Below are 12597 nucleotides of genomic sequence, written 5' to 3' on the forward strand. Positions count from 1 at the left end.
AAAAGAAATATGAAATCAGTATTGATAACATTCGATCAGGCTTATTACGAACGGATCATGGCGTTGCTCGACCGTCTGAACTGCCGTGGCTTTACATACCTTGAAAAGGTGCAGGGACGTGGTTCAAAGACAGGCGATCCGCACTTCGGCAGTCATGCCTGGCCCAGTATGTGTTCGGCTATCCTTACGGTGGTCGATGACAATAAAGTCGATCCGCTGCTGGATACCCTGCATAAGATGGACTTACAGACCGAACAGCTGGGATTACGTGCATTTGTATGGAACATTGAACGGACCATCTAGCGTTCGTACAGTGAATCAATAATCGGAAGGGAGAATCTATAAATAATGTAGATTCTCCCTTCTTTTTTCTTGCTTTTCCCTATCTTTGCAGCCTGAAAACGTCCGGCACCGATGAACTTGTGGTCCGGCACCGATGAGGCCTCCCTTCGGCACCGATGAGGAGGTGGCTCGGCACCGGGTAAAAAACGAGGACTCAATGAGTGCTTATATCTACTTATAAGATGGAGATTATCAAGAACTACCTGAAATATTCGTTATGGCTTGTACTGATTGTGTTTGCAGCACTCTTTGGGTTGCACTGGCTTCCGGCTATAACGATCGACGGACACACGATGAGGCGTGTCGATATTTTAAGCGATCTTCGCTATCCGAAGCAGGAAGTGGCGGTGGCCGATTCGGATACCATTCCTTTGCCTCCTGTCGTAAAGCCGGTTTTTGTCGATACCTGTCGTGCGGGCATGACTTGTATTGAAGATTACGGTGACTCTACCCGTCGCGGCATGGCTTCTTTTTATGAAGCGCTCGACCGTACTTCTTCTTCACATCCGGATCATGACGGGCTGGTGCGTATCGCCGTTTTCGGTGATTCATTTATAGAGGCGGATATCTTTACGGCTGATTTACGTGAAATGCTTCAGAAACGGTTTGGCGGTTGCGGTGTCGGATTTGTTACCATTACTTCGATGACGAGCGGGTATCGTCCTACCGTGCGGCATACTTTCGGCGGGTGGTCCAGTCATGCGGTGACGGACAGTGTGTATTTCGATAAAAAGAAACAGGGTATTTCCGGACACTACTTTATTCCCCGTGAAGGGGCATACGTTGAGTTGAGGGGGCAAAGCAAATATGCTTCGCTGCTTGATACTTGTCAGCAGGCTTCGATTTTCTTCTATAATAAAGATTCCGTTCATCTTACTGCCCGTGTGAATCGGGGGGAGAGTAAGAACTACTCTTTAGGACCTTCGGGCGATTTGCAGAAGATTTCCGTTGAAGGACGCATCGGCTCTGTCCGGTGGACGGTAGATCGTGCCGATTCTACGCTGTTCTATGGCTTGGCGATGGATGGTAAGCGAGGAATCGTTCTCGATAATTTCTCCTTGCGAGGCAGTTCCGGCTTATCGTTGCGGGGCATTCCGTTACAGATGTTGCGGCAGTTTAACGAACAGCGTCCTTATGATCTGATTATTCTTGAATACGGATTGAATGTGGCTACCGAACGGGGACGCAATTATGATAACTATCAGAAGGGACTGCTCACTTCTATCGAACATCTGAAGAATTGTTTTCCACAGGCGAGTATTTTGCTGTTAAGTGTCGGCGACCGTGATTATAAGACAGAAGACGGCGAACTTCGCACCATGCCGGGAGTCAAGAATCTGATTCGCTATCAGCAGAACATTGCTGCCGAAAGCGGCATCGCTTTCTGGAATATGTTTGAAGCGATGGGAGGCGAAGGCAGTATGGCGAACCTCGTACACGCCAAACCTTCGATGGCGAACTACGATTATACTCATATCAACTTCCGGGGAGGCAAACATCTGGCAGGACTGCTCTATGAAACATTGATATACGGTAAGGAACAATATGACAGGAGGCGTGCTTATGAGCAAGAATAACCTGTTGCTGGGCTTTATCTTGGGGGTACTTGGAACATTCTTTCTTCTTCCGGCAGGAAAGGCGCAAGACCGTATCCCTGCCTGTCCTCCATTGGGGAAGACCTTGAAAATGATAAAACCTTTGCGGGAAATGAACTGGGCGAATGACACCATCGCCGTGCAGACTTCTTTTCCATCCGCTTTCCGCGAGACCGGAAGGAATGAGATAATCGACAGTATTGCCCTGTTGACACCCGTGTTTGAACGTCTCCGTCAGGTACGTGCCGGACTTTCCGAAGATACGGTGCGTATTCTCCATATCGGAGACAGTCATGTACGCGGGCACATCTATCCGCAGACTACGGGAACACTGCTGAAAGAAACCTTTGGTGCTGTCTCTTATACCGATATGGGGGTGAACGGGGCTACTTGTCTGACGTTTACCCATCCGGGACGTATTGCCGATATTGCAGCCATGAAGCCGGAACTGCTGATTCTGTCCTTCGGAACCAACGAAAGTCATAACCGACGGTATAACGTCAACCTGCATTATAATCAGATGGACGAACTTGTCAAACTGTTGCGCGACAGCCTTCCCGATGTCCCTATTCTTCTCACCACGCCTCCGGGTTCTTACGAAAGTTTCCGGCAAAGGCGGCGGAAACGTACATACGCCATCAATCCCCGGACGGCTACGGCAGCAGAAACAATCCGCCGTTATGCCAAAGATCGTCGTCTGCTCGTGTGGGATATGTACGATGTAGTAGGGGGCAAGCGCCGTGCCTGCACCAACTGGACGGAAGCGAAATTGATGCGTCCCGATCATGTGCATTATTTACCTGAGGGATATATCCTGCAAGGAAATTTATTATACCAAGCCATAATTCAAGCTTATAACGATTATGTTTCCCATTGATATTGATTTCAGCCGGTTAAAAGAGGTGCTTACCTACGATCCGCAGGCACCTATGATATTCAGCAGTGGTATCTTCCTTTGGCTGTTTGCCGCCTTTATGATCGTGTACACCTTGTTGCAGCGTCAGTATACGGCCCGTATTCTGTTTGTGACGCTTTTCTCTTATTACTTTTATTATAAGAGCAGCGGCACTTACTTTTTCCTGCTGGCGCTGGTCACGGTTTGCGACTTCCTGCTGGCGCAATGGATGGACTGTACCGAAGGACACTGGAAGCGTAAAGGCCTGGTGACTCTGAGTTTGGGAGTCAATCTGGGGCTTCTTGCCTACTTTAAATATACTAATTTTCTGGGTGGAGTGATTGCCTCGTTGATGGGAGGAGAATTTACGGCGCTTGATATATTCCTGCCTGTAGGTATCTCATTCTTCACTTTCCAATCATTAAGCTATACCATTGACGTTTACCGGAAAGACATCAAGCCATTGACCAACATACTGGATTACGCGTTTTATGTATCCTTCTTTCCGCAGCTGGTGGCCGGACCTATTGTGCGTGCCCGTGACTTTATTCCGCAAATCCGGAAACCGCTTTTCGTTTCTCAGGAGATGTTCGGGCGGGGGATTTTCCTTATTCTCTCCGGTTTGTTCAAGAAAGCAATCATTTCCGATTATATCAGTGTCAACTTCGTGGAGCGTATCTTTGATAATCCGACCCTTTATTCCGGTCTCGAGAATCTGATGGGAGTATACGGATATGCTTTGCAGATTTACTGTGACTTCTCCGGATATAGCGATATGGCTATCGGTATCGCTCTGCTGCTGGGCTTTCATTTTAATCTCAACTTTAATTCTCCTTATAAGTCCGCCTCTATTACTGAATTTTGGCGGCGTTGGCATATCTCATTGTCCAGTTGGTTGCGCGATTACCTGTACATATCTTTGGGAGGAAACCGGAAAGGTAAGTTCCGCCAGTATCTGAATCTGATTATTACCATGTTTTTGGGCGGATTGTGGCACGGAGCTTCCTGGAACTTTGTGCTTTGGGGAACATTTCACGGCATCGCTTTGGCGGCGCATAAGATGTGGATGTCCATCACCGGTCGTAAGAAAGGGGAACAAAGTCATGGCTGGCGTCGTGTATTCGGCATCATTATCACTTTCCACTTTGTCTGTTTCTGCTGGATATTCTTCCGTAATGCTGATTTTCAGAACTCGATGGATATGTTAAAACAAATATTCACCACTTTCCGTCCGCAGCTTTTCCCACAACTGATCGAAGGTTACTGGCGCGTGTTTGCCTTGATGCTGCTCGGCTTTCTGCTTCATTTCACTCCGGATAGTTGGGAGAATGCTGCTTGTCGTGGAGTTATTCGCTTGCCGTTCTTAGGGAAAGCTCTGCTGATGGTGGCTCTGATTTATCTGGTCATTCAGATGAAGAGTTCGGAGATTCAGCCGTTTATTTATTTCCAGTTTTAGCTTTCTTTCCACACTGTTTTGAATTAAATGATAGTCAATAGTATCTTGAATGGGGCTGACTAAAAAGTCAATAGTATCTTAATTCTCCTCCTTCCCGAAGGAGGAGAATGGAGATACTACCGACTTTTGGGTCATCCCCAATGGAGATACTACTGTTTGATTCATTTTTAAACAGTTGTGAACAAATCTCTATGTAATCTGTATTTTAGTCTATGGACGTGTGTGGTATTTTGCGCTAGCTTTGCCACGAACAGATAAATAGACGTACTATGAGATATAGAATCCTCTTTTTCTTTTTGGCTTTTATCGGAATAAGCCAGTTCGTGACATCGTCTGATGTCCGTAATAAATATAACTTCAATTCAGACTGGTTGCTTTATGTGGGCGATGTTCCCGAGGCAAAGCAGCCGCGTTTTTCTGATTCGGAGTGGAAGAAAGTGACTTTACCGCATGCCTTCAATGAAGATGAGGCTTTCCGCCTGAGCATTGATGAGCTGACCGATACGATTATGTGGTATCGGAAACATTTCCGTCTGCCTGCCGACAGCAAGAATAAGAAAGTTTTTGTAGAGTTTGAAGGAGTCCGTCAAGGGGCGGATTTCTATATAAATGGTCAGAATGTCGGCCTGCACGAGAATGGGGTTATGGCTGTCGGTTTTGACCTGACTCCTTATATTAAGTACGGGCAGGAAAATGTAATCGCAGTCCGCATCGACAATGACTGGAATTATAAAGAACGGGCGACAGGCACGAAATACCAGTGGAGCAATAAGAACTTTAATGCCAATTATGGCGGTATCCCCAAAAATGTATGGCTGCACGTCACCGACCGTCTGTATCAGACTTTACCTTTATATAGTAATCTCAAAACGACCGGAGTCTACATCTATGCCGAAGACATCCGTGTGAAATCGCGCAAGGCCATTATCCATGCGGAATCTGAAATCAGAAACGAATATAACCGTGATAAGCACGTTTCCTATCAAGTAGAACTGATAGACCGTGACGGCACATCCGTCCAAACATTCGAAGGAACAAAGGCGGTAGTGAAACCGGGTGAAACAATCACGCTGAAAGCGGCATCCGAAGTGGATAACCTGCATTTCTGGAGCTGGGGATATGGCTACCTGTATACAGTAAAGACAAGCCTGTGGGTAGATGGCAGGAAAGTGGACGAAGTTGCCACCCGCACCGGATTCCGTAAAACGCGCTTCGGTAAAGGAATGATCTGGCTGAATGACCGTGTCATTCAGATGAAGGGCTTTGCCCAGCGGACAAGCAATGAATGGCCGGGAGTCGGGATGAGCGTACCTGCCTGGCTGAGCGATTATAGCAATCATCTGATGGTGGAGGGCAATGCGAACCTCGTGCGCTGGATGCATGTCACCCCGTGGAAACAGGATATTGAGTCGTGCGACCGTGTAGGATTGATTCAGGCTATGCAGGCGGGAGATGCCGAAAAAGATTGTGAAGGACGTCAGTGGGAACAGCGTACGGAATTGATGCGCGACGCCATCATCTATAACCGCAATAATCCGAGTATCTTATTTTATGAATGCGGCAATGAGTCCATCAGTCGTGAACACATGATTGAGATGAAAGCGATACGTGATTTGTACGATCCTCACGGCGGCCGTGCAATCGGTTCCCGTGAAATGCTGGACATCCGCGAGGCGGAATATGGCGGCGAAATGCTGTATATCAACAAGAGTGCGCATCATCCGATGTGGGCAATGGAGTATTGCCGTGACGAGGGATTGCGCAAATACTGGGATGATTATTCCTATCCTTATCACAAGGATGGAGACGGCAGCAATTCTTATAAGTCCACCGTTACCAACAAAGTACAGAAGAAAGTGGATGCCCGTGTCTACAACCGTAATCAGGATTCCTTTACCATCGAAAATATCATTCGCTGGTTCGATTACTGGCGAGAACGTCCGGGAACGGGAGACCGCGTAAGTTCGGGTGGCGTGAAGATAATCTTTTCCGATACCAATACGCACTATCGCGGAGTAGAAAATTATCGTCGTAGCGGAGTAACTGACGCCATGCGTATTCCTAAAGATCCCTTCTTTGCACATCAGGTGATGTGGGACGGCTGGGTAGATACGGAATGTCCCCGCATCTATATCGTTGGTCATTGGAATTATAATGATACGGTAGTGAAACCGGTATATGTCGTATCGAGCGCCGATAAAGTAGAATTATTTCTGAATGGTAAGTCTTTGGGCAATGGTGAACGGGATTATCATTTCCTGTATACCTTCAAAGATATTGCTTTCGTACCGGGCAGACTGGAGGCCGTAGGATACGACGAAAACGGAAAAGAATGTTGCCGTACTCAGTTGCAGACTGCCGGCAAGCCGGAACAGATTCAATTGAGTTTCATCCAGAGTCCCGAAGGATGGAAAGCGGATGGTGCCGATATGGTATTGCTTCAGGTAGAAGTCATGGATAAAGACGGCAACCGTTGTCCGCTGGCAAATGACTTGATACACTTTGAAGTAGAAGGACCTGCTGAATGGCGTGGCGGTATCGCACAAGGAGAAAATAATTATATCCTTTCAAAAGACTTGCCGGTAGAATGCGGCATCAATCGTGCTTTGATCCGTTCGCTCACTACTGCCGGAAACGTCCGTATCACAGCGAAGGCCGACGGATTGAAATCAGCAGAAATCAGCCTTACTTCCTCACCTGTCGAAGTGAAAAACGGTTTGAGTAGCTATATCCCCGGTGATGAACTCGAAGGCAGGCTGACTCGTGGTGAGACTCCGCAGACTCCTTCATACAAGGTCTCAAAAGTGGATGTCGGTATCGTTTCCGCCATTGCCGGAGCCAATAATGAGAATACAGTCAACAGTTTCGATGATAATGAACTGAGCGAATGGCGGAATGACGGGAAGGCAGCTACCGCATGGATTACCTATAAGTTGGAACGTGCCGCACGGGTGGATGAAGTTTGTATGAAACTGACCGGATGGCGTATGCGCAGTTATCCGCTGGAGATATATGCAGGCAAAGAACTGATATGGAGCGGAGATACGGATAAGAGTCTGGGATACGTCCACTTGGATGTAAAACCGGTACTGACCAATGAAATTACCATCCGGCTGAAGGGTACAAGCAAAGAAGGAGATGCCTTCGGCCAAATAGTAGAAGTTGCCGCCCCCGTTGCCAATGAACTGGATTTGTTTAAAGCGAAGGATGGGGACAAGACCGGGCATGAATTGCGTATTGTAGAAATAGAGTTCAAGGAGAACTTGTTGAAATAGTTTGTTTAGGGTTTGTATGACTGGTTTTCTAAGGACCGTCCATCATACTGTCAGTATAGTGACATCATCTGTCTTCTTTGATCAGAATGTGTCTCCTTTACTGGCAGACTGAAGGACGTTGTTCCTTGATTTCAACCTTTGAATTTAGCAATAAGATGGAACGTTATTAAAATATTTTCTCTTTCTTTGCAATAACGAAAAAAACATTGAACCTTATGGATTACCCATTGAATAATCAGCCGGCTACTGATCGCTACGATCGGATGCAATATAAATACTGTGGCAAGAGTGGCTTGCAACTGCCTCTCATCTCTTTAGGATTGTGGCATAACTTCGGTAGCGTAGATAACTTTAGTGTAGCGACCGACATGATTAAATATGCCTTCGACCATGGCATCACCCATTTCGATCTTGCTAATAACTATGGTCCTGTGCCGGGAAGTGCCGAAACTAATTTCGGACGGATTCTCAAAGAAAACTTCCAGGGATATCGGGATGAGATGATAATCTCCTCCAAAGCCGGCCATGACATGTGGATGGGGCCTTATGGCGGCAACAGCTCCCGCAAGAATCTGATGGCAAGCATTGATCAGAGTCTGCGCCGGACAGGACTGGAGTATTTTGATATCTTTTATAGTCATCGCTATGACGGAGTCACTCCGGTAGAAGAAACCATTCAAACGTTGATTGATATTGTAAAGCAAGGGAAAGCTCTGTATATCGGAATTTCAAAATATCCTCCTCAGCAAGCGAGGATTGCCTATGAAATGATGGCAAAAGCAGGCGTTCCTTGTCTTATCAGCCAGTATCGTTATAGTATGTTCGACCGTGCGGTTGAGGCTGAAAGCCTTCCTTTGGCTGCCGAATACGGTTCCGGCTTTATCGCCTTTTCTCCTTTGGCGCAAGGATTACTGACGGATAAATATCTGAATGGCATCCCCGAAGGCTCACGTGCGGCACGTCCTTCCACTTTTCTGCAACGCTCGCAAGTGACACCTGAAAAGGTGGAGGCTGCCCAACAATTGAATGAAATCGCCCGTCACCGTGGACAGACGCTGGCAGAAATGGCTTTGGCATGGGTGCTGAGAGACGAACGGATGACATCGGTTATAGTAGGAGCGAGCTCAGTGAATCAGCTGGCAGACAATTTGCAGGCTTTAAACCAGTTGGAATTTACTGCTGAAGAGTTAAACGGGATAGAACGAATACTTAACTTACATAGGGCTTAATCTTTTTGTACAATTCTATCTTCGCGTAAGGTATCTTGGATTATCTAAAATAATATATTATGGCATTCTTGAAAAGGTAAACAAAGAATAGGGAAGTATTTATCAATATTCTCCGAGATTGCACAACAAAAATAGACATAATAAACATCTTTTTAAAGAGAATGATCCTCCTTTTTGACCATTTAATCACAAACTGGCATTTTAGCTAAAAAATGTTGATATTGATTTTATTATATTTGCACTCAATGTATTAATAGATAAAAATAATAGCTAAAATTATTGTGTATGAGAAAGATTTTAATAACGTCCGGTCTTGCACTGGTCATGTGCTGCTTGCTTTTTGCAGCGTGTAGTAAGGATGATGACACAGATGTAAACACTGCGTCCGTTACTGGATATTAGATTTGTTACTATCAGTGTTGGAGTGAGGATGGCGAAACTTGGGAAAGCAGCTATGACGATGATGACTACTACATATATTTTAGTAATCACCCAGCAGAAGATGGTAAGTACGAAGGAGACATAGACAGTGGGAGTGACCAGCTTCTGGAACGGATGGGACATCATTCTTTCGCCTGGACTATATCCGGTAACAAAATTAAGGTAATGTGGAGTACAACTTGGACTGAAGAATGGCAGGTCAAGTCTCTCAAAGGTGATGAAATGACGCTTCAATGGAAAGACGAAGAAGTTGACTATACAATTATTGCCAAGTTCAAGAAACGGTCTGAGTAGTGATAGCCCAGATAGTTATTGGTATGTGCATAGACAAAAATAGTATGATTCATGCGGGGCAACTTATTGAACGCACGCTCCACCAACAGGGACGTACGGTCACTTGGTTTGCTTCGCAGTTGTGCTGTACCCGCCCGAATGTTTATAAAATATTTAGAAAAGAGAATATCGACATCCATCTTCTTTGGCGTATCTCTTGTATTCTCGGTCATGATTTTTTTCGTGACTTGTCTGATAGAATTAGTAATGGAAGTTTTTCGGATGTCTCCAAATAGGATACGGTTTCGTGTCGTTATTGGAACTATTGTTTCTCCTATTAGTATATTTCTTTCGCATACCTTTGCGGCATATTAACATAAAATCACAAAAGAATATGAAAAAGCTGATTCTAATTATGATGCTGGTTTTCGGTTGTGTCATTGGGACGTATGCGCAAAAGACTGTCTTTAAGTTTCGTGATGCGCAGGCACGTGCCGGAGATGCAGTAACCGAAGTTTGTGTAAAGCCTACAGTTGTAGAGGTGAAAATTCTTGAAGAGAAAGGACGAATAAAGGATGTATGGACACTGAGCAGAGAAGAGGTGGAAGTTGCTATGAAAGGTGAACTTGATAACATCCGTGCATGGGGAACTTATTTGTCCACTATCAAGAACGATTGTGATGTAATCATGGGAGCCACTTTTAAAATAGAGGATGATGAAAAGTCGGGAGGATATACGGTTACGGTCGTAGGTTATCCGGGCGTGTTCACCAACTGGCATACTGCCACGACAGAAGATTACGAATGGATACGTATCCAGAAACTTTCGGGTGCCGATGATAGAACCAAAATAGCACCTGTCATAAAGAACAAGAATTAATAACCAAAAAACATAGACAATAATGAAAAAAGTATTATCAATTGTTGCTGCGCTTTTGTTGTGCGTAGGAACACAGGCACAGATTGTATCATCCAGAAGTGCAATCGTCAAGACTCAAAAGCAAGCGAGTAACACACAATGGTTCCTGCGTGCAGGCCTGAACATCATGAACCTCAACGGTGACGGAGTTGAAGCGGATTCAAACATTGGCTACAATGCTACATTCGGCTATCAAAAGCCTATGGGCGGTGCCGGAGCATATTGGGGAATGGAATTCGGCCTCGGTTCCCGTGGGTTTAAAGCCGATGAAATGAAATGTATCGCACACAATATTCAATATTCACCGTTCACTTTCGGATGGAAAATTGGAGTAGCGGACAATCTTAGCATCGATCCGCATCTGGGTGTTTTTGCCAGTTATGACTATACCAGCAAAATGAAAGAAAGTGGTGAAAGCATCAGCTGGGGAGATTTTGCAGATTATCTGGAAGTGGATTACAATCATTTCGATGCTGGTATGAATATTGGCGTAGGACTGTGGTATGACCGTTTCAATCTGGATTTCACTTATCAGCGTGGATTCATTGATGTATTTTCCGATCTCGATGGAATCAAGACTAGTAACTTTATGATCCGTCTGGGTATTGCTTTCTAATTGAGACACATATTTTAATCATATAAATTTCAGCATTTGCGCTCTTTTCTATTTGATGGGAAAGACGTGAATGCTGTTTTCTTAAACATAGCGACGTATGATAACAAGACTGAGACTTTGGGTAATTGTATTATTATTGAGTGGAGTATTGCCCTCTTTGATTGCACAAACTTTTACTGAACAAAAGAATACTTATCCGCTCAGTGCGGACGGCAGCAAATATGTAGTCAACGGATTTATTCCTTTCAGTTCGATGAACGATGAAAGTATTTATGCTAATGCTCTGTTGTGGACTATTAAAAATGTTTGCCCTGCACAGCGTGACGGAATAACAGAAGTGAGCGTTTCTGCCAAGAGTTTTAGTTGTAACTTGGTGCTTACTTCCCAAGCGGATGCCAAACAAAAGAATATGTACTATTGTACAGCCCAATTTCAGGTAAAAGATGGGAAGCTGGTCTATTATCTTTCCAATATTCAGATAGAATCATCGGTGGTTATAATGAAGAAAGTCACTCCGATGGAAAAACTACAACCTGAGAAGAAGCCTTCTCACAAGGAAACTATGGATGACTTTGTGCAAATAGAATCGCAGATGCTGAACAAACTGTTTGATTTTGTCAGCACAAACCAGCTTTCTCCTATCACCCATTGGAATGAAATAAATATCGGTAAACCGGTAAAGGGGATGACGGAAGATGAATGCCTGCTGGCTTTTGGCAAACCGCAAACAATCTCAGAATCAAATGGTGAAGTGCAATGGATGTATTCCAGCTCTTTCTATCTTTTTTTCAAAAACGGGTGCGTGGAAACGATTATAAAATAAAGAAAAGAAGTAATCCCGAAATTGCTTCTCGTGTCTTATCATCTCTCTATTGATCGGCTATTGTGTATGTCTTTGGTAAGAGGAAGGCAGGGTGTGTGTGATAAAATGATCTGATAAGTAGTGAGGATTTACTAGAAATTCTATCGCCCTTATGATGAACTTGAACTTGGGGAGTTGTAATTTGCTGTTGATGTTTATTGTTTTAGTAATACTTCCTGTTGTTAAATTTAAAACTTTAATAATAAGCTTATTATCTTTTTTTCTTTGATGATAATATTCCTGTATCATTTATAGGAATATATGCAGTTTCTAAGCCTGCTATTACTAGTTGAAAGGATAATAAAAGTGTTGGGTATTTGGGACTTACTTTCGATATTTTGTTATTATATATTTGTGCGCATTGAATCTTTGTTTATCTTAAAGCGGAACTTATATTTGAGATAAACAAAGGTTCTATTTGAAATGAACATACATTTTGCTTTATTCTCTTTACGCTCCACAGTGATTTGATATCCGTTTTGCCCTCATGCTCTAACAGATTGTCTGTATGTCTTTATTCATCGTAGTTTCAGGTATGGCAGCAATTGTGGTAGCAGGTATGAGAGCAAACGTTTGCTCTCACTCTTCCATGTATCATTATCTGTCATTTGTTTGATATTGTCATTTGATTTACAGTGTGTTAATATCTGAGGTATCAATTATTAACGATTGATGTTTCAGACATTAATAATTG

12 protein-coding genes are annotated in these 12597 nt (G+C 44.3%); 11 read left to right on the forward strand and 1 reads right to left on the reverse strand.

Features of this window, described 5'->3' with window-relative positions:
- Positions 1 to 9: 9 nt before the first annotated feature.
- The 6 genes from NBH01_RS25450 (at position 10) to NBH01_RS25475 (ending at position 8792) form a co-directional block, all read left to right on the forward strand.
- Positions 10 to 303 carry a PG0541 family transporter-associated protein gene (locus NBH01_RS25450; protein ID WP_008762066.1) on the forward strand — a complete coding sequence of 98 codons (294 nt, stop codon included), beginning with the start codon at positions 10 to 12 and terminating at the stop codon, positions 301 to 303.
- Between the two features lie 221 nt (positions 304 to 524).
- Positions 525 to 1919 (forward strand): SGNH/GDSL hydrolase family protein, encoded by a 1395-nt coding sequence (locus NBH01_RS25455; RefSeq protein ID WP_225679539.1) that lies wholly within the window; start codon positions 525 to 527, stop codon positions 1917 to 1919.
- Positions 1906 to 2814, forward strand: a complete 909-nt coding sequence (locus tag NBH01_RS25460) for an SGNH/GDSL hydrolase family protein (protein WP_225679541.1) — start codon at positions 1906 to 1908, stop codon at positions 2812 to 2814. The genes NBH01_RS25455 and NBH01_RS25460 overlap by 14 nt, the downstream gene beginning before the upstream one ends.
- Positions 2801 to 4288, forward strand: coding sequence for an MBOAT family O-acyltransferase (locus tag NBH01_RS25465; protein ID WP_225679543.1), 1488 nt, complete (start codon positions 2801 to 2803; stop codon positions 4286 to 4288). Before NBH01_RS25460 ends, NBH01_RS25465 begins: the two co-directional genes overlap by 14 nt.
- A 269-nt stretch (positions 4289 to 4557) precedes the next feature.
- Complete coding sequence (locus tag NBH01_RS25470; protein WP_225679545.1) at positions 4558 to 7563, forward strand: glycoside hydrolase family 2 protein; 3006 nt, start codon at positions 4558 to 4560, stop codon at positions 7561 to 7563.
- Positions 7564 to 7778: 215 nt separating this feature from the next.
- On the forward strand, positions 7779 to 8792 hold the full coding sequence (locus tag NBH01_RS25475; RefSeq protein WP_195381145.1) for an aldo/keto reductase: 1014 nt from the start codon (positions 7779 to 7781) through the stop codon (positions 8790 to 8792).
- Positions 8793 to 9089: 297 nt separating this feature from the next.
- Here the strand turns inward: NBH01_RS25475 and NBH01_RS25480 are convergent, their stop codons facing one another.
- Positions 9090 to 9359 (reverse strand): hypothetical protein, encoded by a 270-nt coding sequence (locus tag NBH01_RS25480; RefSeq protein ID WP_225679547.1) that lies wholly within the window; start codon positions 9357 to 9359, stop codon positions 9090 to 9092.
- Between NBH01_RS25480 and NBH01_RS26750 the strand changes: the two genes are divergently transcribed.
- The 5 genes from NBH01_RS26750 to NBH01_RS25500 all read left to right on the forward strand — a co-directional run bounded on the left by NBH01_RS26750 (position 9267) and on the right by NBH01_RS25500 (position 11864).
- A complete protein-coding gene (locus NBH01_RS26750; RefSeq protein WP_352230661.1) occupies positions 9267 to 9527 on the forward strand; it encodes a hypothetical protein in 261 nt (86 codons plus the stop codon). The two genes, NBH01_RS25480 and NBH01_RS26750, sit on opposite strands and share 93 nt — an antisense overlap.
- 44 nt (positions 9528 to 9571) lie before the next feature.
- Positions 9572 to 9802 (forward strand): hypothetical protein, encoded by a 231-nt coding sequence (locus NBH01_RS25485; RefSeq protein WP_081030631.1) that lies wholly within the window; start codon positions 9572 to 9574, stop codon positions 9800 to 9802.
- A 98-nt stretch (positions 9803 to 9900) separates the two neighbouring features.
- Positions 9901 to 10386 (forward strand): hypothetical protein, encoded by a 486-nt coding sequence (locus NBH01_RS25490; protein WP_008762073.1) that lies wholly within the window; start codon positions 9901 to 9903, stop codon positions 10384 to 10386.
- Positions 10387 to 10408: 22 nt separating this feature from the next.
- Positions 10409 to 11041: an outer membrane beta-barrel protein gene (locus NBH01_RS25495; protein ID WP_008762074.1), complete on the forward strand. Its 633-nt coding sequence runs from the start codon at positions 10409 to 10411 to the stop codon at positions 11039 to 11041.
- A 97-nt stretch (positions 11042 to 11138) separates the two neighbouring features.
- Positions 11139 to 11864 carry a hypothetical protein gene (locus NBH01_RS25500; RefSeq protein ID WP_113748116.1) on the forward strand — a complete coding sequence of 242 codons (726 nt, stop codon included), beginning with the start codon at positions 11139 to 11141 and terminating at the stop codon, positions 11862 to 11864.
- Positions 11865 to 12597 lie beyond the last annotated feature (733 nt).

The organism is Bacteroides sp. B1-V-101 (assembly GCF_023656585.1).
Classification (GTDB): Bacteria; Bacteroidota; Bacteroidia; order Bacteroidales; family Bacteroidaceae; genus Bacteroides; species Bacteroides thetaiotaomicron.

Coding starts and splice junctions, on each gene's coding strand:
- NBH01_RS25470 (WP_225679545.1), top strand. CDS start 4,558: ATGAGATATAGAATCCTCTTTTTCTTTTTGGCTTTTATCGGAATAAGC.
- NBH01_RS25495 (WP_008762074.1), top strand. CDS start 10,409: ATGAAAAAAGTATTATCAATTGTTGCTGCGCTTTTGTTGTGCGTAGGA.
- NBH01_RS25450 (WP_008762066.1), top strand. CDS start 10: ATGAAATCAGTATTGATAACATTCGATCAGGCTTATTACGAACGGATC.
- NBH01_RS25455 (WP_225679539.1), top strand. CDS start 525: ATGGAGATTATCAAGAACTACCTGAAATATTCGTTATGGCTTGTACTG.
- NBH01_RS25475 (WP_195381145.1), top strand. CDS start 7,779: ATGGATTACCCATTGAATAATCAGCCGGCTACTGATCGCTACGATCGG.
- NBH01_RS25500 (WP_113748116.1), top strand. CDS start 11,139: ATGATAACAAGACTGAGACTTTGGGTAATTGTATTATTATTGAGTGGA.
- NBH01_RS25490 (WP_008762073.1), top strand. CDS start 9,901: ATGAAAAAGCTGATTCTAATTATGATGCTGGTTTTCGGTTGTGTCATT.
- NBH01_RS25465 (WP_225679543.1), top strand. CDS start 2,801: ATGTTTCCCATTGATATTGATTTCAGCCGGTTAAAAGAGGTGCTTACC.
- NBH01_RS25480 (WP_225679547.1), bottom strand. CDS start 9,359: ATGATGTCCCATCCGTTCCAGAAGCTGGTCACTCCCACTGTCTATGTC.
- NBH01_RS25460 (WP_225679541.1), top strand. CDS start 1,906: ATGAGCAAGAATAACCTGTTGCTGGGCTTTATCTTGGGGGTACTTGGA.
- NBH01_RS25485 (WP_081030631.1), top strand. CDS start 9,572: ATGATTCATGCGGGGCAACTTATTGAACGCACGCTCCACCAACAGGGA.